Source organism: Sphingobium cupriresistens LL01, assembly GCF_001046645.1.
GTDB classification, from domain to species: domain Bacteria; phylum Pseudomonadota; class Alphaproteobacteria; order Sphingomonadales; family Sphingomonadaceae; genus Sphingobium; species Sphingobium cupriresistens.
On the sequence record NZ_KQ130434.1, the window covers coordinates 441,324 to 463,569 of the forward strand.

The 22,246-nt window shown below is 65.4% G+C and carries 25 protein-coding genes; 15 read left to right on the forward strand and 10 right to left on the reverse strand.

Annotated features, from left to right (window positions below; all coding sequences use genetic code 11):
* Nucleotides 1-3: 3 nt before the first annotated feature.
* From flgG to V473_RS23400, 7 genes are all read right to left on the reverse strand, one after another.
* On the reverse strand, nucleotides 4-792 hold the full coding sequence (gene flgG / locus V473_RS02110; protein WP_066599984.1) for a flagellar basal-body rod protein FlgG: 789 nt from the start codon (nucleotides 790-792) through the stop codon (nucleotides 4-6).
* 69 nt (nucleotides 793-861) lie between these two features.
* A complete protein-coding gene (flgF, locus tag V473_RS02115; RefSeq protein WP_066599987.1) occupies nucleotides 862-1,605 on the reverse strand; it encodes a flagellar basal-body rod protein FlgF in 744 nt (247 codons plus the stop codon).
* Between the two features lie 84 nt (nucleotides 1,606-1,689).
* Nucleotides 1,690-2,532, reverse strand: coding sequence for a flagellar hook-basal body complex protein (locus tag V473_RS02120; protein ID WP_066599989.1), 843 nt, complete (start codon nucleotides 2,530-2,532; stop codon nucleotides 1,690-1,692).
* A gap of 43 nt (nucleotides 2,533-2,575) precedes the next feature.
* Entirely contained in the window at nucleotides 2,576-3,235 is a 660-nt protein-coding gene (locus V473_RS02125) for a flagellar hook assembly protein FlgD (protein ID WP_066599995.1), read from the reverse strand.
* Nucleotides 3,232-3,642, reverse strand: a complete 411-nt coding sequence (flgC, locus tag V473_RS02130) for a flagellar basal body rod protein FlgC (protein WP_066599996.1) — start codon at nucleotides 3,640-3,642, stop codon at nucleotides 3,232-3,234. The genes V473_RS02125 and flgC overlap by 4 nt, the downstream gene beginning before the upstream one ends.
* A gap of 2 nt (nucleotides 3,643-3,644) precedes the next feature.
* Entirely contained in the window at nucleotides 3,645-4,013 is a 369-nt protein-coding gene (gene flgB / locus V473_RS02135; protein WP_066599997.1) for a flagellar basal body rod protein FlgB, read from the reverse strand.
* 2 nt (nucleotides 4,014-4,015) lie between these two features.
* Nucleotides 4,016-4,276 (reverse strand): hypothetical protein, encoded by a 261-nt coding sequence (locus V473_RS23400; protein ID WP_148648306.1) that lies wholly within the window; start codon nucleotides 4,274-4,276, stop codon nucleotides 4,016-4,018.
* Here V473_RS23400 and V473_RS02140 point away from each other — a divergent pair.
* The 8 genes from V473_RS02140 (at nucleotide 4,256) to V473_RS02175 (ending at nucleotide 10,587) form a co-directional block, all read left to right on the forward strand.
* Entirely contained in the window at nucleotides 4,256-4,924 is a 669-nt protein-coding gene (locus V473_RS02140; RefSeq protein ID WP_066599998.1) for a MotA/TolQ/ExbB proton channel family protein, read from the forward strand. The two genes, V473_RS23400 and V473_RS02140, sit on opposite strands and share 21 nt — an antisense overlap.
* The gene (locus V473_RS02145; RefSeq protein WP_066600000.1) at nucleotides 4,921-5,430 is read left to right on the forward strand and encodes a flagellar motor protein MotB; all 510 of its coding nucleotides are present in this window, start codon (nucleotides 4,921-4,923) and stop codon (nucleotides 5,428-5,430) included. The genes V473_RS02140 and V473_RS02145 overlap by 4 nt, the downstream gene beginning before the upstream one ends.
* Before the next feature lie 64 nt (nucleotides 5,431-5,494).
* Nucleotides 5,495-6,085 (forward strand): flagella basal body P-ring formation protein FlgA, encoded by a 591-nt coding sequence (locus tag V473_RS02150; RefSeq protein WP_066600002.1) that lies wholly within the window; start codon nucleotides 5,495-5,497, stop codon nucleotides 6,083-6,085.
* Nucleotides 6,086-6,130: 45 nt separating this feature from the next.
* Nucleotides 6,131-6,406: a flagellar biosynthesis anti-sigma factor FlgM gene (flgM, locus tag V473_RS02155; protein WP_066600005.1), complete on the forward strand. Its 276-nt coding sequence runs from the start codon at nucleotides 6,131-6,133 to the stop codon at nucleotides 6,404-6,406.
* Nucleotides 6,407-6,421: 15 nt separating this feature from the next.
* Nucleotides 6,422-6,730, forward strand: a complete 309-nt coding sequence (locus V473_RS02160) for a hypothetical protein (protein WP_066600009.1) — start codon at nucleotides 6,422-6,424, stop codon at nucleotides 6,728-6,730.
* A 153-nt stretch (nucleotides 6,731-6,883) separates the two neighbouring features.
* On the forward strand, nucleotides 6,884-7,699 hold the full coding sequence (locus V473_RS02165; RefSeq protein ID WP_066600011.1) for a lysozyme family protein: 816 nt from the start codon (nucleotides 6,884-6,886) through the stop codon (nucleotides 7,697-7,699).
* A 9-nt stretch (nucleotides 7,700-7,708) separates the two neighbouring features.
* Nucleotides 7,709-9,841, forward strand: coding sequence for a flagellar biosynthesis protein FlhA (gene flhA / locus V473_RS02170; RefSeq protein ID WP_066600013.1), 2,133 nt, complete (start codon nucleotides 7,709-7,711; stop codon nucleotides 9,839-9,841).
* A 14-nt stretch (nucleotides 9,842-9,855) separates the two neighbouring features.
* Nucleotides 9,856-10,587, forward strand: a complete 732-nt coding sequence (locus V473_RS02175; protein ID WP_066600016.1) for a sigma-70 family RNA polymerase sigma factor — start codon at nucleotides 9,856-9,858, stop codon at nucleotides 10,585-10,587.
* A gap of 75 nt (nucleotides 10,588-10,662) precedes the next feature.
* Here V473_RS02175 and mdoH read toward each other — a convergent pair whose 3' ends face one another.
* The 3 genes from mdoH to V473_RS02190 all read right to left on the reverse strand — a co-directional run bounded on the left by mdoH (nucleotide 10,663) and on the right by V473_RS02190 (nucleotide 15,110).
* Nucleotides 10,663-12,552 carry a glucans biosynthesis glucosyltransferase MdoH gene (gene mdoH / locus V473_RS02180; RefSeq protein ID WP_082678952.1) on the reverse strand — a complete coding sequence of 630 codons (1,890 nt, stop codon included), beginning with the start codon at nucleotides 12,550-12,552 and terminating at the stop codon, nucleotides 10,663-10,665.
* Nucleotides 12,553-12,614: 62 nt separating this feature from the next.
* On the reverse strand, nucleotides 12,615-14,099 hold the full coding sequence (locus V473_RS02185) for an OpgD/OpgG family glucan biosynthesis protein (protein WP_066600019.1): 1,485 nt from the start codon (nucleotides 14,097-14,099) through the stop codon (nucleotides 12,615-12,617).
* Between the two features lie 210 nt (nucleotides 14,100-14,309).
* Complete coding sequence (locus tag V473_RS02190; protein ID WP_066600021.1) at nucleotides 14,310-15,110, reverse strand: flagellin N-terminal helical domain-containing protein; 801 nt, start codon at nucleotides 15,108-15,110, stop codon at nucleotides 14,310-14,312.
* Nucleotides 15,111-15,454: 344 nt separating this feature from the next.
* Here V473_RS02190 and V473_RS02195 point away from each other — a divergent pair, with 344 nt between their 5' ends.
* From V473_RS02195 to V473_RS02225, 7 genes are read left to right on the forward strand one after another with little or no spacing between them, the layout of a single operon-like run.
* Nucleotides 15,455-16,726: a sigma-54 interaction domain-containing protein gene (locus V473_RS02195; protein WP_066600024.1), complete on the forward strand. Its 1,272-nt coding sequence runs from the start codon at nucleotides 15,455-15,457 to the stop codon at nucleotides 16,724-16,726.
* 20 nt (nucleotides 16,727-16,746) lie between these two features.
* Complete coding sequence (gene fliE / locus V473_RS02200; RefSeq protein ID WP_066604889.1) at nucleotides 16,747-17,103, forward strand: flagellar hook-basal body complex protein FliE; 357 nt, start codon at nucleotides 16,747-16,749, stop codon at nucleotides 17,101-17,103.
* Between the two features lie 3 nt (nucleotides 17,104-17,106).
* A complete protein-coding gene (gene fliF, locus V473_RS02205) occupies nucleotides 17,107-18,858 on the forward strand; it encodes a flagellar basal-body MS-ring/collar protein FliF (protein WP_066600027.1) in 1,752 nt (583 codons plus the stop codon).
* Nucleotides 18,851-19,867, forward strand: a complete 1,017-nt coding sequence (gene fliG / locus V473_RS02210) for a flagellar motor switch protein FliG (protein WP_066600030.1) — start codon at nucleotides 18,851-18,853, stop codon at nucleotides 19,865-19,867. Before fliF ends, fliG begins: the two co-directional genes overlap by 8 nt.
* On the forward strand, nucleotides 19,860-20,498 hold the full coding sequence (locus V473_RS02215) for a FliH/SctL family protein (protein ID WP_408021484.1): 639 nt from the start codon (nucleotides 19,860-19,862) through the stop codon (nucleotides 20,496-20,498). Before fliG ends, V473_RS02215 begins: the two co-directional genes overlap by 8 nt.
* Nucleotides 20,495-21,823, forward strand: coding sequence for a FliI/YscN family ATPase (locus V473_RS02220; protein ID WP_066600031.1), 1,329 nt, complete (start codon nucleotides 20,495-20,497; stop codon nucleotides 21,821-21,823). The genes V473_RS02215 and V473_RS02220 overlap by 4 nt, the downstream gene beginning before the upstream one ends.
* The gene (locus V473_RS02225) at nucleotides 21,820-22,245 is read left to right on the forward strand and encodes a hypothetical protein (RefSeq protein WP_066600034.1); all 426 of its coding nucleotides are present in this window, start codon (nucleotides 21,820-21,822) and stop codon (nucleotides 22,243-22,245) included. Before V473_RS02220 ends, V473_RS02225 begins: the two co-directional genes overlap by 4 nt.
* Nucleotide 22,246 lies beyond the last annotated feature (1 nt).

Sequence of the window (22,246 nt, forward strand, 5' to 3'; positions counted from 1 at the left end):
GCCTTAGATATTCTGGTTGACGTACTGGAGCATCTCGTCGGTCGCCTTGATCATCTTGCTATTGACCTCATAGGCGCGCTGCGTCTCGATCATGTCGACCAGCTCTTCCACGATGTTGACGTTCGATGTTTCCAGATAGCCCGACCGCATCAGGCCGCGGCCTTCGAGGCCCGCGACGCCGACCTGCGGCACGCCGCTCGCAGCGCTTTCGGTCAGCAGGTTGCCGCCGATGGAGGTCAGCCCCGCCGGGTTCATGAAGGTGGCGATTTCGATCTGGCCCAGGTTGCTCGGCGCGCTTTCGCCCTGCAGCGTGGCCGACACGGTGCCGTCATTGCCGATCGAGACCGATGTCGCGCCCTGCGGCACGGTGATCTGCGGAATCAGCGGCAGGCCGTCGCTGGTGACGACCGTGCCTTCGGCGGTAACGCTGAAATTGCCGGCGCGGGTATAGGCGGTCGAGCCGTCGGGCTGCTGCACCTGGAAATAGCCCGATCCTTCGATCGCGATATCCAGCACATTGTTGGTCTGGTTCAGCGTACCCTGGGTATTGATCTTGCTCGTGCCCTGCAACGCGACGCCGGAGCCGAGATTGAGGCCGGTGGCGAATTTATTCTCGCTGTCCGAATTGGAACCGGCCTGGACGATCTGCTGATAGGCCAGCGTCTCGAAATCGGCGCGGTCCTTCTTGAAACCGGTGGTGTTGACGTTCGCCAGGTTGTTGGCGATCACGCGCATCTTCGTGTTCTGCGCGTCAAGGCCAGTGCGAGCGACATGAAGGGCGGCGTTGCTCATCGTTCATTTCTCCGTGGCGCATCCCCATAGGGTGCTCATGCGTCAGTCACAGCAAGATGCGTGCCAAAATTAACCATCTAATTTCATGAGCGATGCGCCGCCGTCGTCCAGCTGCCTGGCGGTGTCGATCATCTTCACCTGGGTTTCCCAGGCGCGGCTCGCTTCGATCATCTGGACCAGCGCCTGGGTCGCATTGACGTTTGATCCTTCGACCGAACCCGACGTGACGGTCGCCAGCGGATCGGACGGCAGGGCGCCGCCATTGACTTCGCGGAACAGGTCGTCGGTGCCCTTGGCGATGCTGGAGCCGGCCGCATTGACCAGCTTCAGCTTGTCGACCTGCTGCGGATTGGCCGGATCGCCACCCTGTGGCACGCCCCAGATGCTGCCGTCCTTGGCGATGGAAACACTGTCCATCTGCGGCAGGGTGATGGGGCCGCCTTCGCCCAGCACCGGCAAGCCGTCGCCAGTGGTCAGCAGGCCGCTGTCAGTGACTTTCAGGTCGCCGCGGCGCGTATAGGCTTCGCTGCCGTCGGTGGCCTGAACGGCGAGCAGAGCATCGCCGTTCATCGCCACGTCCAGCGGATTGCCCGTTTCGGTGACCGCGCCCTGCGCCATGTCGGCCGCAATCACCTGTTCCGAAGCCTGCGCACGGGTGTCGAAGCTGTCGCCCTTGATCCAGCGCGTCTCGGCATTGGCGATCTCGGCGCGAAAGCCGACGGTATTGACGTTCGCGAGGTTGTTCGCGACCGCCGTCTGCCGCGCCATCGCGCCGCGCATCGCGGTAAGAGCCGTATTGACGAGCCGGTCCATGGGCTATCCTTGTTCTTCCGTCGAAATTCGCTCGGCCCTTCTACTCCGCTCAGGGCGAACGGAGTATCAGGGCGCCAAGCTGAATTAGGTGCGCAGGTTGACGATGGTCGTGGTCAGCGTGTTGGCGGCCTCGATCGCCTTGCTGTTCGCCTGGAAATTGCGCTGCGCCGCGATCAGGTTCACCAGTTCGTCGGTGATATCGACGTTGGAGCGTTCCAACATGCCGCTGTTCACCGCGCCGAACATGCCCTGATTGCCGGTGCCCAGGATCGGCGCGCCGCTCGCCACGGTCGACGTCCAGTGGGCGTCGCCCTCCTGCCGCAGGCCTTCCTGGCTGTTGAAGGACGCCATGGCGACCTGACCCAGATAGACGGTGCTGCCGTCGGCATAGACCGCCGAAACCAGGCCATCCTTGCCAACGCCTACGCTGGTCAGCTGCGCACCATCGGCCGTGCCGTCATAGGTGTTGGGGATCTGCAGATCGGTCAGGTCGGCCGGGGTCGCGCCGATCGGATCGACGGTGGTGTCGCCGGTGGCGGGATCAACGGCGAACACCTGGATGCGCGCGCCGGTCGTATCGACGGCGAAGCGGTCGTCGTCAACGGCGAAGGCGCCGTTGCGGGTGTAGCTGATGGTGCCATCTTCGCCCCTGACCGTGAAATAGCCTTCGCCGGTGATGGCGAGGTCGAGCGTCTTGTCGGTGGTTTCCAGCGTGCCCTGCGTGAATTGCTGGGCGACGCCCTGCACACGCACGCCCTGGCCGGCGACCTGGCTCGTGGTCTGCATCGGCGCGGCGGCGAAGATGTCGCCGAACTGCGCCTTGCTCTTCTTGAACGCGGTGCTGCTGACGTTGGCGACGTTGTTCGAGATGGTCGACAGGTCGGTCTGCGATGCTTTCAGGCCCGACAGGGAGATATAGAAGGACATGGCGTTACTCCTTGGGTGAAAAGGATGGTTGGATAAGGCGGGTTTACATCAGGCTGATCGCGTCGGACGGACTGTAGCTGCCGAGCGCGGTGATGAGTTTGGAGGATGAACCGTCGGCGGGTGACTGGACGGCGGCGATGGTGGCCCAAGTCGCGACCTTGGAGGGCGTTGCGCCGTTAACCTTGACCTGCAGGGCGGCGGTTGAGACGGTTTCGCCCGTGTCATCCTTGCCGTCCCAATAGAAGGTGACGTCGCCGGCGGCCTGCGATCCCATGTCGATGGTCTTGACCACATTGCCGCTGCTGTCGACCAGGTCGATGGTCGCGCCTTCGGTGGCGGCGGGCAGGGTGATCTGGCCTGCATAGGTGCCGGACGCATCGGGCGCGGCGATATTGCTCTGCACCAGCATCGACTTGCCGATCCAGCTCGCCGCATCGCCCAGCCGCGTGCCGGTTATCTCGCTCGCCAGGCTCTTGAGCGTCGCGTTCATTTCCGCGATGCCGGACGAATTGGTGATGGTCGCCATCTGCGACACCATCTGGGCGTTATCGACCGGCTCGAACGGGTCCTGATACTGCATCTGCGCGGTCAGCAGCGTCAGGAAGCTCGACTGGTCCATATTCGCGTTGCCCGTGCCGACCGTGGCATTGGCATTATAGACCGAAAGCCCCGCGCTGTCGGTGACGGTGGAGGTCGTCGTCATTTGCCGATCCTTATGGTCTCAAGCATCAGGGATTTGGCGGTGTTGAGCACCTGAACATTATTCTGGTACATGCGGGCGGTCTCGATCATGTCGACCAGCTCGGCATTGCCATCCACCGCCGCTTCCCAGACATCGCCATTGGCGTCCGCCAGCGGATGGTTGGGATCGTGGCGCTTGGTCGGCTCGGCGCTGGTAGTGATGACATTCTTGACCTTGACGGTCGATACGCCGGGCGTGTCAGTCACGGATTCGAACACCGGCTTGATAGCGCGATAGGCTTCCGCGGCGCTGCCGGTGACGTTGCCGGCGTTCGCCATGTTGGACGCGGTCGCATTCAGGCGCACCAGCTGCGCGCTCATGGCGCGGCCGGCAATGTCGAAGACGTTCATGGGCGGCGAATTGCTCATGCTCATTCTCCCTTCAGGGCGCGGTTGATGGTGTTGATGCGACCCTCCAGAAAGGACAGGGTCGTGCGATATTTGACCGCATTTTCGGCAAACAGCGTCTGTTCGGTGCTCAGCTCGACGGTGTTGCCATCCAGGCTGGGCTGTAGCGGCACGCGATAACCCATGGCATCGTCTGCGGCCTGCAAAACATCGGTCGCGCTGCTGCCGGCCCGCGTCGTCGCTTCCTTTAGCGCGGCCTCGAAATCGATGTCGCGCGCTTTGTAGCCAGGCGTGGAGGCATTGGCGATGTTGGACGCGAGCAGGGACAGGCGTTGCGAACGCAGCGCCAGCGCCTTCCCATGTATCCCGAAGAGATTGTCTTCCACTGCCATCGTCAAATTCGCTCTAAATATTTGCCGTCCCCCGCCGTTCTGACACCTGATGGCGTCTCCTGCGGGTGATCCAGCCTGAGATGAGCAAGAGCCGTGCCAATTTGCGTGGGTGACGCATCGGCAGCGCGGGCAATCGCGGAAAACCGGGCTTTTTGCAGGAGAGGCGGCAAGGGCGGCAAAATTTTGCCGGGCGGCGGCAGGGCGTTGCCGCTGTCGGACGAGACGACAAGGAACAGGCGCTCATGATCGCGATTATCGGCCATTTGTTCGATCCATGGACCCTGGCGGCAATGTTGGGCGGGATCGCCTTGGTGGCGCTGTTCCAGAACGGCGGCGGGGAAATGGCGCGTGCCGTGGCGGCGCTGCATCCGCTCATGACCGCCGATCCGGCACGCGATCGCGACGCTGCGCGGGCGGCGATGCTGAAGATCGACCAGGTGGCGCAACTGCGCGGCCTGTCCTGCACCGACCGGGTGAAGACCGACAATATCTTCCTGACCGAAGCTGCGCGCAAGCTGGCCAATAGCGAGCGCGCCGACATGTTCGAACTGTGGGTAGCGCAGACGCTGGCGGACCGGGGGCAGCGTCATGGCGCGGTCCACAAGGCCTGGCTGTCGATCGCCGACGCCGCGCCGGCGCTGGGCATGGCCGGCACGATCATCGGCCTCATTGGCATGTTCGCCGCCATGGACGATCCCGCCGCGCTTGGCCCCGCCATGGCGCTGGCGCTCCTCACCACCTTCTACGGCGTCGTCATCGCCAACATCATCGCCGCGCCGATCGCCGCGCGCCTGTCCGACCTGTCCGAACGCGAACTGGCCTGGCAGCGGGAAGTGGCGGACCGGATGCTGGCGATCGCGCGCCGCGAAAATGCGCCGCTGCGCCGCGCCGCGATCCGCGAAGTCGCATGAGCGCGCCGCTTTCGACGGCATCCGTTACCGTTGCCCGGCGCAATCGCTGGGCGGTCAGTTTTGCCGATCTTCTCCTGCTCCTCCTCGCCTTCTTCGTGCTGCTACAAGCCAGCGGATCGCGCCGCGACGCCATGTTGTCGCAGGTCAGCCAGCAATTTGGCGGACGGGCGATGCGGCAGGGCGTGGAATTGCGCGCCACCGACCTGTTCGTGCCGGGCGACGCCTTGTTGAGCGACGCCGGTCGCGCGCGCCTCGCCATCGTGGCGCAGCGTTTTGCGCGGGAGCCGGGCGGGCTGGAAATCCGCAGCGACGGGTCGGACCGGGGCCGGCAGCGCTTCGACGACTGGGATCTGGCGGCGGCGCGGCTGGGTGCGGTTGCGCGCGCGCTGCGCATGAACGGCATCGCACAGGATCGCCTGCTGATCCGCGGCCTCGATCAGGGCGACGGCCGGCCAGGGCCAGGGCAGCCGCGGGGGCAGGTGATCCACATCGCGCCGGGCCGTTAGGGATGATTGGCACGGATATTGCTGAAATCCTGGCAAAGACCGTCCGTCCGTCAGGAGACATGCCGTGTTTCGATTGTCGTCCCTCCTTCTCGCAGCCGCCGCGCTGACCAGCGTGTCGCCCGCGCTGGCCCAGGTGCAGGGCAACCAGAAATTCGAGAATCTCGATCGCATCGACAGCCTGGTGGCGATGACCGTCGGCGCCAATCTGGGCGAACCGGGCGGCCCCGCCGCACCGGTTGATCGCCGCCTTCGCCTGGCTGCCTGTCCGACCACGCCCAGCGTCGACGGGCCGGTGTTCGGCGCGGCGATGGTGCAATGCGCGGCGCTGGGCTGGCGCATCCGCGTGCCGTTGATCGCGGGCGCATCCGCCGCGGCATCGGGGCCGGTGCCCCGTTCGGCTCCGGCCTATGGCGCCGCCAACCGTTTCACCCGCGCCGCGCCGGTCGCGGCGAAAGAGGCGGTCGTGCGCAAGGGTGATCCTGTGCAGTTGATGGCCGGCAACGCCGTCTTCAGCGTGTCGCGCATGATGGTCGCGGATGAGGATGGCGCCATGGGCGAGACGATCCGCGTGCGCGAAGACAAGAAAAGCGCGCCGATTTTCGCCCAGGTCGTACAAATGGGCGTTGTGCGCATTCCGGGATTTAATGATTTTTGAACTTGTCCGTTATACGCCATAGGGACGAGTGAAGGATTTACCCAAATGATCAAGTCTGTGGGCCAGAATATCAGCGCCGCCATAGAGGCGACCCGTCTGCGGGAAGGGGCCAAGACGCGCGCGTCCGCCGCCACCGGTTCGGCCACGTCCTCCGCCAGCGCCGCGTCGGCCAGTCCCGCCGCGCGCATGGCCGCGCAGGGTGCGCCGGTTGATATGGATCGCATCGCCGCGATCAAAGCCGCGATCGCATCGGGCAACTACCCGGTGGACGCCAACGCCATCGCCGAGCGCATGGTCGCCCTAGACCTGTCAGCGGCCTGATAAGGGACATAGATCATGCCATTGGGTCTTGCCGCGCTGGATGATCTCTTCGACGCTTTCGAAGATCTTCGCGACGTGCTCGATGGCGTCGACGCCGCCGCCATCGAATTGGCCAGCAATCGCGTCAGCCGCGCGGCTGCCTCCGTCCGAGCGATCGGCGCCTGGCGTTCCGAACCGGCTGTGATCGAACGGCTGGCCGTCATGGTGCCGTTGCTCGATAGCGCCCGTATCCGCGTCAAGCTGCTCGCCGATCATGCGCAACAGCGACTCGCCATCCTTGCCGCCCATGGCGCGCAGACCGCGCCGCTGACCTACGGCCGGTAAACGGGCGGCCGCTCAAATAGTTTTCGGTTTCGACTAAAGCGGCGCCCTACGGCGCCGTTTTTCGTTGTGGGCGCGATTTCCTTCGCCCGCGTTAACCAAATCTTGGCACAAGCCTTGCTCTAATGTCCTCGCTAGCAAGTGAGGATTTTAGTCGTGTCGGCTTTCGCAGACATATCAGCAACCGGGACTTCGACAGGCAATCGCGTCACTAACGCGATTGCGATGGCGAGCCGCCGTACTGGTGTCGACTTCTCCTATTTGCTCGGTCAGGCCAAGATCGAATCCAGCCTGAACCCCACGGCCCGTGCGGCGACATCGTCCGCCACCGGCCTCTATCAGTTCATCGACCAGAGCTGGCTCGCCGTCGTCGACAAGCATGGCGGCGAATATGGGCTGGGCTGGGCGTCCGATGCGATCCAGCAGAGCGGTGGCCGTTACTATGTGGCCGACCCGGAACTGCGCCAGCAAATACTCGACCTGCGCAAACATCCCGAAACCGCGTCGGTGATGGCGGCGGAACATGCCGCCGACAACAAGGCCTATCTGGAATCGAAGCTGGGCCGCGAAGCGCAGCCGGTCGATCTCTATCTCGCCCATTTCCTGGGCGTAGGCGGCGCATCCAAATTCCTGTCGGTCCATGACCGCGCGCCGGATGCGAGCGCGGCATCGCTGTTTCCGTCGGCGGCGCGCGCCAACCGCTCGATCTTCTTCGACCGTAGCGGCAATGCCCGCAGCTTCGCCGAAATCCGCGATCGCTTCGCCTCGAAGCTTCTGAAAAGCTCCGATGGTCTCGGCGCCGACATCCAATATGCGGCCGCCGCGTTACCTTCGGGCGCGAAGACGGTCCAGCCCGCCGACTATGTGCGGATCGAAACCCAGCGGCTGAGCGAGCAGGTGGATGTCGGCATCCGCCCGCAGCCGCAGACCGCGCGCCTCGCCTATCTCATGCTCGCCACCCTCGGAAGGTAACGGCCCCTTATGTCTCCCGCCCAAGTCAAAGCGAAGATCTGGATGAGCGCCGTCAAGGGCGCCGTGTTGCCGTTCGCGACGTTGATGGTCGTTGTGTTCATGATGGTCCCGGTGCCGGCGGTCATGCTGGACATCGGCTTCATCACCAACATCATGATTTCCTTGGCGGTGCTGATGGTGGCGCTGAACGCGGGCAAGCCGCTCGATTTCTCCAGCTTCCCCACGGTGCTGCTGTTCGCGACGCTGCTGCGTTTGGCGCTCAACGTCGCTTCCACCCGCGTCGTGCTGGTGTCGGGCCATGAAGGCTCCGACGCGGCAGGCCAGGTGATCGAGGCGTTCGGCCACTTCCTGATCGGCGGCGACTATGTTGTGGGCATCTTTGTCTTCGCCATCCTGATGATCATCAACCTGGTCGTCATCACCAAGGGCGCGGGCCGCGTCTCCGAAGTCAGCGCGCGTTTCACCCTGGACGCCTTGCCCGGCAAGCAGATGGCGATCGACGCGGATCTCAACGCGGGCCTCATGACCCCGGAAGAAGCCAAGCAGCGCCGCGTCGAGGTCGCGACCGAGGCGGACTTCTACGGCTCGATGGACGGCGCCAGCAAGTTCGTGAAGGGCGACGCGGTCGCGGGCATCCTGATCCTGGTCATCAACATCGTCGGCGGCATCATCCTGGGCGTGGTCAGTCATGGCCTGGCCATTGGCGAAGCCGCGCAGACCTATATCGTCCTGGCGATCGGCGACGCGCTGGTGGCGCAGATTCCCGCGCTGCTGCTCTCGATCGCCGCGGCCTCCATCGTCACCCGCGTCAAGAGCGAGCAGGATCTGGGCGGTCAGATCGCCGGCCAGTTCGGGTCGGGCCGCGCCTGGGTGCCGGTCGCCGCGATCCTGGGCTTTCTGGGCATCCTGCCTGGTATGCCGCACCTCATCATCCTGTCCGCTGCGGCGATCGCCGGCGGTATCGCCTGGCAATTGCGCAAGGCTGTCCAGAAGAAGGCGGCCGAGCCTGCCCCGGTCGCTCCCGCGCCTAATCCCGCCGTCATCGAATGGGACGATGTGTCGGACGGGGCGATCCTGGGGCTGGAGATAGGCTATGGCCTCATCGCCCTGGTCGACGAGCGCAAGGGCGCGCCGCTGATGGCCCGCATCACCGGCATCCGCCGCCAGCTATCCAAGGAACTGGGCTTCGTCGTGCCGATGGTACGCGTGAAGGACAATCTGGCGCTGGAGCCGAACCAATATCGCATCACCATCGCAGGCGTGGTCGTCGGCGAAGACGAGATCTGGCCCGACGATCTGCTCGCGCTCGACAGCGGCGCGCTGGAAGGCGCCGTCGCCGGTCGCCCGGCCAAAGACCCGACCTTCGGCCTCGACGCCGTCTGGATTTCGCAGGCCAAGCGCAGCGAAGCCGTGGTCGCGGGCTATACCGTGGTCGATCCGCCGACGGTCGTCGCCACGCACCTCAACCAGTTGATCGCCATGAACGCGGCCGAAATGTTCGGCCTGGACGAAGCGCGCAAGCTGCTCGACACGCTCAAGGACGCCGCGCCGCAACTGGTCGATGGCCTGACGCCGGGCACGCTCAGCCTGACGCAGATCAGCGCGCTATGCCGCGCGCTCCTGTCCGAAGGCATCGCGCTCAAGGACTTCCGCCGTATCTGCGAAGCCATGGTCGACGCCGCGCGCCCCGACATGAGCCACGAACAGCTTGTCGAGGCGGTGCGCCAGCGCATCGGCGCGCTCATCATTCAGGGTCTGGTCCCGGTGAAGATGCCGCTGCCGGTCATCACTCTGGACGGCGATCTGGAAGGATTGCTGGCCCAGGCCATGCGCGTCGCGGGCGACGCCAAGCATCCGATCGAACCGGCGCTCGCCAACCGCATCGTAGAGGCGGTGATCCACGCCGCCCGCCCGCTGCTGGGGCAGGCGCGCAACTTCGCCATCGTCACCTCGCCGGTCGCGCGCCGCGCGCTCGCCCGCCTGTTCAAGCCGCATCTGCCCGAAACGCCGATCCTGTCCTTCCTCGAAATTCCTGATGGCAAGGGCGTCGAAGTCGTGGCCGTCGTCGGCAACGAACAACGCCCCACGCCTCGCCACGACCCCGCGCCCCAGCGCGAACAAGCGCGCGAGCGGGTCGCCTGAAAGGAGGCTGAGCCATGTATATGAACAAGATTGCGGCCGGCGCCCATACCTATGCCAAGCCCGGCGACAACAGTCCCGAACGGCTGGCCCGCCAATATATGCCGCTGGTGCGCAAGATCGCCTGGCACGTCCATGGCCGCGTATCGACGGCGATAGAGATTGAGGACTTGCTCCAGATCGGCATGGTCGCACTGGTCGAGTCCGCCAATAGTTTCGAGGATCGCGGCCTGGGCTTCGCCGCCTATGCCCAGTTGCGCGTGCGCGGCGCAATGATCGACCATCTGCGGCGGCAGGCAACGATTTGCCGGTCGGCGATGGCCAGGCGGAAAGAACTTGCCGGGGTGCGCAACCGGCTGGAGCAGAAGCTCGGCCGCTTGCCGACCGAGGCCGAAATGTCCGCCGACATGGGGCTGGAGCCGGCCGCCTATCGCGAGATCGCCGACAGCGTCGAAATGGTTCAACATACCAGCATGGACGAGGTCTATTCCGACCAGTCGATGTGGTTCGCGGATGTCGAGGATCGCGCCGACGACGTCATGGAGCGGGAATCACTGAAAAAGGCGCTGGCCGCCTGCATCGGCGAACTGCCCCAACGCGAAGCTTTGGTGCTGCAACTCTATTTCGTCGAGGAACTCAATCTGGAGGAAATCGGCCAGACCATGGATATCGGCGCAGCGCGGGTGTGCCAGATCAAGAAAGCGGCGCTCGACAAGCTACGCGAGAAACTGCGCGACTGGGACGACTGACAGTCAGGCTGGTGGTGTTCCCGCGAAGGCGGGAACCCAGTCCTGCGATCCCAACAACGGCTGATTACCTATCCATCACTCATCATTCGCCGCCAGCGGCCCGACCCGCCGGCCATCCGTCGTCGGCCAGCGAAAGCGCAGAGGGCGATAGCTTTGCGTGCGCCACCACGGATCGGCGACCTGGAACAGGCCATGTTCCTCCGCCTTGCGCCCCAAATCCTTGCGCGCGGTCAACGCCGCCAGCACCGGCGCGGCGAACAGGCCGGCGACCACCGGCGACATCCAGCCCAGGCTCCCGGCTTTCACCGCCATCGCGGTCAGCCCGGCGCCCAGCAGCAAATGCCATTTGAACAGCCAGATCGCGCTGGTCATCGCCATGCCGTCGCGATCGCGGGTCTGCCCGTTCCAGCTCGCCTTGCGGCCCATCAAGATGCTGAACAGGTTGATCGTCTGGGTCAGCATCGCCACCGGCGCCATCAGGATCGACAGGATGATGTCGACCAGCACGCCGCGCGTCATCCGCGCCGCGCCGCCAAAGCCGATGCGCCGGGCCGGATCGGCCATCGCCCACAGAATCGCCAAAATCTTGGGGCCGAACAGCAGCACCGCGGTGAGCGCCAGCAATCCGCCCGACGGCAGGATCGCGGCGGGCGGCCACACCCCGGCCAACGCGCCGCCCAGCACCACCAGCATCAGCGCCAGCCAGAGCGGCGACGTGCAATAGGCCGATGCGCCGACCAGCAACTGGAACCGGCTGACCGGATGCAGGCCCTTGATCTTCACCAGCAACGGCACATGCTGGATATTGCCCTGGCACCAGCGGCGGTCGCGGGTGAACAGGTCCGGCATCGACGGCGGAAATTCCTCGAAACTGTCGTCGGCCGTGACCATATGCACGTCCCAGCCGCGGCGGCGCAGCAGCGCGGCCTCCAGCATGTCGTGGCTCAATATATGCCCGCCGAACGGCGCGCGGCCCGGCAATTCGGGCAGGCCGCAGCTTTCTGCGAAGGCGCTGACCCGCACGATCGCATTATGGCCCCAGAACATGCCTTCCGATCCCGCCCACCAGATCATGCCGGCGGCCGAGGTCGGGCCGAACAGGCGGCTGGCGAATTGCTGCCAGCGCGCGAACAAAGTGGCGGCGCCCATCACGGTGGGGACGGTCTGGATCAGACCGACATGGGGATGCCGCTCCATGTCGGCAGCCAGCCGGGCCATCGTCTGCCCGCTGACCACGCTGTCGGCGTCCAGCACGACCATATAATCGTAACCGCCGCCGAAACGCTGCACCCATTCGGCGATATTGCCCGGCTTGCGCCCGATATTGAGCGCCCGCCTCCGATAATGGACCGGGCGGGAAAAGGAGGCGCGCATCTCCTGATAGGCGCGGCGTTCGACTTCGCCACTTTCGGGATTGGAATCCGACAGGATGAAAAATTCGAACCGTTCGCCGCCCATCACCTGGGCCAGCGACCGCTCCATGATCGACAGCCGGCCCAGCACGCCCAGAAAATCCTCGTTGCACACCGGCAGCAGGATGGCGGTCTTGCCTTTGAGCGGGGTGGCGGCGTTGAGCGGGCGGGGGGTCACGCTGCGGCCCTTGCCGACCGTCAGCAGCAGGAAACCGATCATCGCGGTGGCGAAACCAAAGGCGATCCAGGCGAAAAGCGGAATGAAGAGCGCGAGATAGACGCCCTCCCACGCGGAAATCCCGTCCAGTCCGATCGACCGGCGCATCTCATGCGCGGCCATGGCGGCGGGGAGCAGGGCGAGCAGCACCACCAGCAAACGCCGCGCCCAGATGTCGATGTTGAGCGGACGGCGCGCGATCAGGTCGGGCCTGACGCCGAAATCCTGTTCCGGCATCGCCAGCGCGCTTTCCGGCGGCACCTGCTCAAAGGCCCGCGCCAGCGGCTTGCCCCCGGCATCGGTGGTCGGCGCCTGCGCGCCTCCATTCCCCATCATCCATCAGACCCATCGCGATTGACCCAATATGTCACAACCGCCCGATGCATAGACGGTTCCCTTCAGACACCGAGCGGATAATGCACATATTCGCTCAGCGCGCGATCGCCCGCCCGCAACTGCATCCGGATATCGGCCGACTTGCCCTGCGCGCGCTGTATGTCGAGCACCGCGCGGAACAGGCCGTCGCGGCCCAACACCGGATAGCCGGCCTTCTTGACGAGCGTGCCGCTGGCCACATCCGCCCAAATATCGGGCTTGCCGCCAGCCGCCACGCCGGCGAAATCGATCACCAGTCGTTCGGCATCGCCGTCACCGCGTCCGCGCCAGACATTTTCGACGATGGCTATGCCGGTCGAAGCGGGCGAGCGCGCCGCCGACCAGTCGAGCCGATAGGCCAGGTCGATCCGCGCACCCGCGCGCGGGGCGACGTCTGGCGTCCAATAGGCGGCGACATTGTCGGTATATTCGCTGTCGGTGGGAAAGGCGTAGAGGCGCACCGCGCCCGCGCCGAGCGGCCTGGTCGGCGTTGACCAGAGCGACGGGCGGCGATCGTAGAAGACGCCGTCATCCTGATAATGGTCGAAGTCGCGGTCGCGCTGGAGCAGCCCGAAGCCCTTCGGACTGACTTCCTTGAACGCGCTGAAATGCGGCGCGGACGGGTTCACGATCGGCCGGGCATGGGCGATGCCGTCGGCGCTGGCGATCGACAGCATGTCGCTGTCATGGATTTCCGGCCGCCAGTCGGTCCCTTGAACGCGATTGGCTTGGTCGTACCAGAACATGCTGGTCATCGGCATCAGCCCCAGTTCGGGAATGGCGCGGCGCGGGAAAAGGGCGGCGCTGATATCCTGCTGGACACCCTGCGGCCCCAGGCTGCTGACGAAGCGGAAGGCGCCGGCGATCGACGCGCCGTCGAGCAGCGCATAGATGGTGACGCTGCTGGCGCCGGTCCGCTCCAGCCAGAAATGGGTGAAGCGGGGAAATTCCTCCTGGCCGGGCAGGCTGGTGTTGATCGCGATCGCGCGCGCCGACAGGCCGAACTGCTTTTGCGGGCTGGGCGCGCGAAAATAGCTCGCGCCCAGGAAGGACAGCCAGTCCCCGTCGCGCGCCGCATTCATGATGCGAAAACCGGCAAAGCCCGCATCCGGCCCCAGCGCGGCAACGGCATTGCCCGCGGGCGTTTCGAACATGGTGGGATCATAGCGCAGCTGGCTCGCGCGCCCTTTCTCGACGATCGCGATCGACACGGGCTGGGCGGCGTTCACCGACAGCGGAAAGAAACGGATCCCTGTGTCGCCGGGCAGGTCGCCCCATAAAGTGCGCGCGTCGCGAAACCGCGCCTGATGCAGGGCGTCGTAATCGACCTCCGCTGCGCCGGGATGGGGCGGCGTTTCCCTGAACGGCGCGCGGGCGAGGCGCTGCGCCTGGCCAACCAACCTGTCCCAGGAAAAGGCGTCGCCGCCGGTTTGGGCAAAAAGCATGTCGGGCAGCAGGAGGGCGGCGCTGGAGGCGGCGATCATCGCGCGCCGATTAATCTCGTTCATGGCTTTTATCATGGGGCGGACAACCGGCGAAGCCAAGTCTGTATCCGCGGTCATGCGAAGAAGCCTCCGTCCGGGGGGACGGAGGCTTCAAACAGGCTGGTCGTTCGATCGAAGGTGTCGCCCCCGGCACGGTGGGGACTGTTGATGTGCCGGGGGCCACTTGGGCGGCTGGCGGTGACCAAGACCTCAGCCGACCAATCTTGTTATGTTTTAGCCGATCAGCTTGAGCACGCCCTGCTGGCTCTGGTTGGCCTGGGCCAGCATCGCGGTGGACGCCTGGCTCAGGATCTGCTGCTTGGCGAGCGCCGTCGTTTCGGCCGAGAAGTCGGCGTCTTCGATGCGGCTGCGAGCGTCCGTCAGGTTGGTGATGTTGTTGGTCAGGTTGTTGACCGACGATTCCAGGCGGTTCTGCACGGCGCCGAGCGTGGCGCGGGCGGTGGCGACCGTCTGCAACGCGGTGTCGAAGGCGGCGAGATTGGCAGTGTCGAGCGCTTCGGTGGCGCTGGCCACGCCGGACACGTCGATGTCGCTCAACGTGATTTCCACGGTGTCGCTGTCGTTGGCGCCGGCCTGGATCGTCACGACGTCATCGGTGGTCGGGAAGAGCGCCTTGCCGTTGAACTCGGTCTTGGTCAGGATGTCGTTGATCTGAACAGCCAGCTGGTCCTTTTCCGCGTCGATGTTGGCGACCGCTTCGGTGCTGTTGGTGTCGTTGTTCCGCTGCACGGTCAGTTCGCGCATACGCTGCAGCATGTTGCTGACTTCGTTCAGCGCGCCTTCCGCGGTCTGCGCCAGGCTGATGCCGTCATTGGCGTTGCGGATGCCCTGGGTCATGCCCTTGATCTGCGAGGTCATGGTGGAAGCGATGGCCAGGCCGGCGGCGTCGTCCTTGGCGCTGTTGATGCGCTTGCCGGTCGACAGGCGTTCCATTGCGGTGCTCAGCGACTTGCTGGCCATCGACGAAGCATTGGCCGAGCGCAGCGCTGCAGTGTTGGTTCCGATAACAGTCATGGTGTTCCCTTTCGTTTCGCTATCAGGTCGCTGCCATCCGTTAGAGCGCTTGCGGCCTCGAAAGGGGATAACGGCGGGGCGCCACGGGCTTTTAGCGCCGACGTCGTTTTTTTTGAAAAAGGCGTGATTCGGGCGGCCCGAAAATGCCCTTACGCGGGCGCAATGCGCGCGCCTTAGACTGAAGTCGGAGATATTGCCGTTTTTGCCGGAAAAAAACTGCCGCATTGCGGCAAGCCGGCAGACGGCATTAACTATCTGATAACCACAGACGGGCTATTTGTTAACCATCGAAGGGGGTTGGGGCGTACGGGGGTACAAGCCAGCCAAATGATGGGGTTTTGTTCATGTCGACACTAGACGTGAGCCGTGGCGTCTGCGCGCTTCTTCCGGGGCTGCAGCACTGGCTTGAAAATGCCTTCTATGAAGTGCGCATCGTCGATGCGGCCGACCCCCGTGACAGGGACGACCGGCGTATCCTGCTGGCGACCGAAATCGGTCACGCCACCTATCGCGATATCCTGATCAACGTGCGTGACGGCGCGCCTTCGCTGGCGTCCGCCGCCAACGGCCTGCCGGCGCGGGTCGCCTTTGGCATTGCGGATATGGGCTTCGCCTTCGCCCTGATCGCAGAACTGGCCCGCCCCGCCGCCATCCCCGCGGTCGGCGACAGCGGCAGCGCCCGGCTGATGACGCTGGCTGGCCGTGTCGCCCGCAGCGACGCCACTGTTCTGATCCAGGGCGACACCGGCACCGGCAAGGAAGGCATGGCGCGCTTCCTGCACGCCCAGTCGGGCCGCACCGGCCATGACTTCATCGCCGTCAACTGCGCAGCGCTGCCCGAAACCATGATGGAAGCGATGCTGTTCGGTCATAAGAAGGGCAGCTTCACCGGCGCATCCAATGCGTCGGAAGGTCTGTTCCTCGCGGCGGACGGCGGTACGCTCTTCCTCGACGAAATCGCCGAACTGCCGCTGTCGCTCCAGTCCAAGCTGCTGCGCGCGCTTCAGGAAGGCGAAGTGCTGCCCGTCGGCGCGACCCACCCCATTCCGGTCAATGTCCGCATCATCGCGGCCTGCAACCGCAACCTCGCGCAGGAAGTCGCCGCGGGCCGCTTCCGCGAAGATCTTTACTGGCGTCTCAACGTCATGCCGCTGGAACTGCGTCCGCTGGCCGAACGCCCCGGCGATGTCGCCGCGATCGCCGCCGCGATGCTGCTGCGTCATCAGGACATGGCCAAGGCGTCGTTCGTATGGCCTAGCGCCGCTGCGATGGACAAACTGACCGCCCATCTCTGGCGCGGCAACGCCCGCGAACTGGGCAATGTGCTGCAGCGCGCGCTTGTGCTGCGCGACGGCGCGATGATCGAGGCGGATGACCTGCACCTGACCGGCGCGCCGCAGCCTTTGCGCGTGGTCGCGCCGATCGCGGCGCCGGCGTCCGTCGCGGTCGAACCGACCCGGCTGCGCGACGTCGCCCATCATAGCAAGCTGGAAGCCATCCGCACCGCCCTCCGCGAAACCGATGGTCACCGCGCCGCCGCCGCCCGCAAGCTGGGCATTTCCGAACGCACGCTGCGCTATCGGCTCGCCGAGATGCGCGAGCTGGCAGCGGCTTGAAGGAGGGCTGAATCATGGCCATCACCGGCGTTTCACCCACTGACAGCGTCATGGCGATCCGCAACGCCATCCTGCAAAAGAACGCGGCCCTGCGCGATGTCGCCTCGACCGGAACGGTCGGCGCGCCTGGCGTCGGCGGCGCCCAGGGCACGGCGCCGGGCGGCTTTACAGAGGCGCTCAACAGCGCCCTGCAACAGGTCAACGGCCTCCAGACCCAGGCCGGCGAAGCCGCCGCCTCGTTCGAACGTGGCGAAACCACCGATATCGCCGCCGTCATGCTGGCCAAACAGCAGGCGTCGGTCAGCTTCGAAGCGACCCTCCAGGTCCGCAACAAACTCCTGTCCGCCTATAAGGACATTATGAGCATGCCGGTCTAAACCATGGAAAACGCACTCAGCACCAATGTCGGCGCATCGACGCCCGCTCTCGCTCCCGCTCCCGCCTTTGGCGGCAACGCCAAGGGCATGGACGCGCTCAAGGCGCGCTTCACCGGCTTCATCAAACAACCGGCGGTGGCGAAAAGCCTCCCGCTGCTCGGCCTGCTCGGCACCGTCGCGGTGGCGGGCGCCGCCTGGCTGGCGCTGCGCGAACCGCCGCAGCGCGACCTGTTCCGCGCCCTGCCTGACAGCGACAAGTCCGCCGTCGCGCAGGTCTTGGACCAGAGCGGCATCAAATATGACTTCGACAACAGCGGCGGCATGACCGTTGGCGAAGACGATTATTTCAAGGCGAAGATGATGCTCGCCGCCCAGGGTCTGCCCAAGAGCGCGCCTGACGGCAACAGCATGATCGACAGCCTGCCGATGGGCGCATCGCGCGCCGTCGAGGGCGAAAAGCTGCGCTCCGCCCGCGAAATGGACCTCGCCCGCACGATCGAGGCGATCGACAGCGTCGAAACCGCCAAGGTGCATCTCGCCGTCGAACCGCCCAGCGTGTTCCTGCGCGAACGGTCCAAGCCCTCCGCCTCGGTCATGCTGCGCCTGGCCAACGGCCGGACGCTGACCGATGCGCAGGTCAACGCCATCGTCCACCTCGTCGCCTCCTCGATACCGGAACTCAACCCGGACGATATCTCGCTGGTCGATCAAAATGGTCGCCTGCTCAGCAATAATGACGGCAACGCCGCCGACGATCGGCAACTCGCCGTTCAGGGCAAGATCGAGGATCGCTATCGCCAGTCGGTGATCGCGCTGCTGACGCCGATCCTGGGCGCCGGCAATTTCTCGACCGAGGTTCATGCCGAACTGAATTTCGCCGAGCGTCAGGCGACCCGCGAAACCTACCCGCAGGATGAGGCGCGGTTGCGCAACGAAACCGGCACCTGGGCGTCCGATTCGCGCGGCCAGGGGACTGGCGAAGCGTCGGGCATCCCCGGCGCGCTCAGCAATCAGGCCCCGGTCAACCCGACCGTGACCCAGACGAACCCCAATGGCCAGGCCGTGACGCAGGGCCAGACGGCGCAGGGCGCGCAAGCGACCCCCGGCACGCCGCCCAACCCGCTGATGAAGACCGAAGAAACCTTCAACCGCAGTTTCGAACTGGGCCGTGAAGTGTCGGTCACCCGCGACGCGATCGGCACGGTCAAGCGCCTGTCGGTCGCCGTGGCGCTCGACACCGCGCCGGACGGCAAGGCGCGCACGCCCCAGGAAATCGCCGCGCTTGAAGCGCTGGTCAAGGGCGCGGTCGGTTTCGACCAGGGGCGTGGCGACGTGGTCGCCCTGTCCTCGCGCAGCTTCCTCAAGGAAACCACGCCCGAAGCGCCCTGGTATGAAGCCGACTGGATGTCGCCGTTGGTGCGCAACGTGTCGGCGCTGCTGGTCGCGCTGCTGGTCATCTTCGGCATCGGTCGCCCGCTCCTGAAGCGTCGCGCCGCAGCGCCCGACGCTCTGGCGGCCCCGACCCCGGAGGAAGGCCAGCGCATCGGTCGCGAGATTTCCAGCGAAATCACCAAGCAGGCCGTCGTCGCCGGGCCGGACGGCGCGGAGCCCAAGGTCACGCTCGACATGATCTCCTCCACTTACGACTATGCCCAGCGCGCGGACCTCATCCGCAATTTCGTCAAGCAGGATCCCGATCGGGCCGCGCTCGTCGTCCGTGACCTTCTGAAGGAAGGGAAGAAGGAAAATGCCTGAGATCGTTCCCGGTCGTCCCGAAGCGCTGAAAGGCAGCGCCGCCGCCGCCGTCTTGCTCATGCTCTTTGACGAGGATGAAGCCGCCCAGATCCTGTCGCGCCTGGAGCCGGACGAAGTGCGCCAACTCGGCTACGCGATGTATGATGTGGCGGACGTCGATCCCGAAGAGGTCAATGAAGCGCTCGACCATTTCGTCACCAAGGCGAAGAAGCGCACCACCATCGGATATGGCGCCACCCGCCATATCCGCGGCGCCATGACCAAGGCGCTGGGCGAGGAGCGCGCGGAAACCATCCTGGCCCGCATCACCCCGCCGACCCGCTCCACCCAGCTGGAAATGCTCAAATGGATGGACGCCAAGGAAATCGGCACGTTGATCGAGATGGAGCATCCGCAGATCATGGCGATCGTGCTGGCCCATCTGGAAGCGCCGGTCGCGGCCGACGTGCTGCAACTGCTGCCGGCCGAATATCAGGAAGAGATCGTCTATCGCATCGCCACGCTCGGCCCCGTGTCGAACGAGGCGCTGGACGATCTAGAACAGCTGCTGCTGCGCGGTCCGGTCAAGAAGCAGGGCGCAGCCTCCCAGCGCGGCGGCACCATCGAAGCGGCCGCGATCATGAACAATGTCCGCAAGGATAATGAGCAGCGGATCATGAAGGCCGTCGCCAAACGCGACAAGATGATCGCCCAGACGATCGAGGAGGAGATGTTCGTCTTCGACAACCTCATCGACATGGACGACAAGAATCTGGGCACGCTGATGCGCACCGTCGACAGTGCCGCGCTGGTCGTCGCCTTGAAGGGCGTGAACGACCTGCTCAAGGCCAAGATCTTCAGTTGCATGTCGGCGCGCGCCGCGCAGGCCATCGCCGACGAGATCGAGGAACGCGGGCCGATCCGCCTGGCCGAGGTCATGGATTCGCAGAAACTCATCATCGCCACCGCGCGCCGCATGGCCGACGCCGGCACCATCATGCTGGGCGGCAAGGGGAACGACTTTGTCTAATTTCTGGGGTGCGCAGGCGATCCAGGAGGCCGCACCCGTCGCGGTCGCGGGCTTCCGCCCGGTCGAAGGCGGCTTCCGCAGCCTCTACACCTCGCCGCAGACGCCGCAGGCCGGCACGATGCGCAACGGCGTGATCGAGGCGGAACCGGAAATCGACCTGATGGAAGAGGCCCGGATGGAGGCCTTCACCATGGGCTTCGATGAAGGTTGCCGCGTCACCGCCCAGACCCATGGGGAGGAAAGCGAAGCCCGCACCCGCCTCACCGAAGCGCTCGAAACCCTCGCGCCCGCGCCCAGCGGCATGTTGTCCACCATGTTGTCGGCCACGGTCGTCCGCCTGGTCGAACAGATTGTCGGCGAAGTGGAGATCGACATCGAACGGCTGGTGCAGCGCTGCGACACCGTTGCCGCCTTCATTGAGGATAATGAGGGCAAGAGCGCCCTGCATCTCCATCCCGACGACATCACGCTGCTGGAAGGCGAGACGATCGGCGTCAAGCTGGTCGGCGACAAGGCCATGCATCGCGGCTGCGTGCGGCTCGAAACCGCCGATGGCTGGGTCGAGGACGGCCCGGACGTCCGTCTGGCCCGCCTGCGCGCGCTAATGGACGATATGGAAGGGAAAGCATGATCCGCGCCGCGCTGGCCCAGGCCGAAAGCCTGTTCGACCATCTCCAGGTGCAAAACCGCGCGCCCCGCCGGATCGGCCGTCTGGTCAGCCATGATGCCGGGATGCTGGAAGTCACCGGCTTTCGCCGTCCGATCGGGTCGGGCGCGCGCGTCATGGCCAGCGATGGCTCCGTCTGCCGCGCCGAAGTCGTGGGCTTTCGCGGCGACCGCACGCTGCTGGTCCCGCTCGACGCCGACGCGCCGCTGGAAAACGGCATCCGCGTCGAACCCGACAGCCAGGCCAATATGGTGCAGGTGGGCGATGGCCTGATCGGTCGCGTCATCGACGCGATGGGCCAGCCGCTCGACCGCAAGGGGCCGATCATCGCGGGCGGCACCTGGCCGCTCAACGGCGTGAAGGGCAATGTCCTCGACCGTGGCCGCGTCACCGAAGCCTTTGATCTGGGCGTTCGCGCCGTCAACGCGCTGCTCACCGCCGGACGCGGTCAGCGTATCGCCATCATCGCTGGCTCTGGCGTCGGTAAATCCGTGCTGATGGGCCAGATGATCGCCGGCGCCGAAGCCGATATCGTCGTCGTCGGCCTGATCGGCGAACGCGGCCGCGAAGTCAGCGATTTCCTCGAAACCAAGCTCAAGCACACGATGCACAAGAGCATCGTCGTCGCCGTGCCGGCCGATCATCCCCCGGTACTGCGCCTGCGCGCCGCCTCGCGCGCCACCGCGATCGCCGAATATTATCGCGCCCGCGGCAAGAAAGTGCTGCTCCTCATCGACAGCCTGACCCGCTGCGCCCACGCTCAGCGCGAAATCGGCCTGGCGCTGGGCGAACCGCCCGCGATGAAGGGCTATCCGCCCTCGGCCCTCGCGCTCATTCCGCGTCTGGTGGAGCGGGCGGGGGTGGACGCCCGCACCGGCGGCTCGATCACCGCGCTCTATACCGTGCTGGCCGATGGTGACGACACCGACGATCCGATCGTTGACGCCGCCCGCGCCATTGTCGACGGGCATTTCGTCCTGTCGCGGCACCTGTCCGAACAATCCATCTTTCCCGCCATCGATATCGGCAAGTCGCTGTCGCGTGTCATGGCCGACGTGGTGGATGACGAACATCGCATGGCCGCCGCCAATTATCGCCGCCTCTGGGCCGCCTATGAGGAAAATCGCGACCTCATCCTGATGGGCGCCTATCGCCCCGGCAACGACCCGGTCATCGACGAAGCGGTCAAGCGTCGCCAGGAAATCCTCGACTTCATCCGCCAGGACCAGAAGAGCCGCATCGATCTCGACACCAGCGCCGATGCGCTGGTCGCGGGCTTTAGCGCATGAGGGGGCTAGTCGGTCGCCGCCAGCGCGTGTTGCGCGTGCGCCACGTTCAGCACGCCATGGCGGTGGCGGAAACCGCGCGCGCCCGCGACGAGGCGGATGGCCTCGCCCGCAATATCGAACGGCTGACCAAGGTGCGCAGCGAATTGTTCGAGACGCAGGGGATGGCCACCGGCGCGTCCTTCGCCGCGATGCAGGAACTCGCGACCCGGCTGGAACAGGCCGGGCGACAGCTTGACGGCGCGCTTTATGATGCAAAGCGCAAGGTCGAGGCCAAAGAAGGCATGACTCTTGCAGCGAACCGCGAGAAGGAAATCGCCACCCGCCTCAAGGACCGCGCCCGCGCGGATCTGGAGGCATGGCGCGAGACCAAGCTTGCCGCGCTGCCGCGCTATCGCCGGATGCAGCGTGAGGGGGATGTTTGAC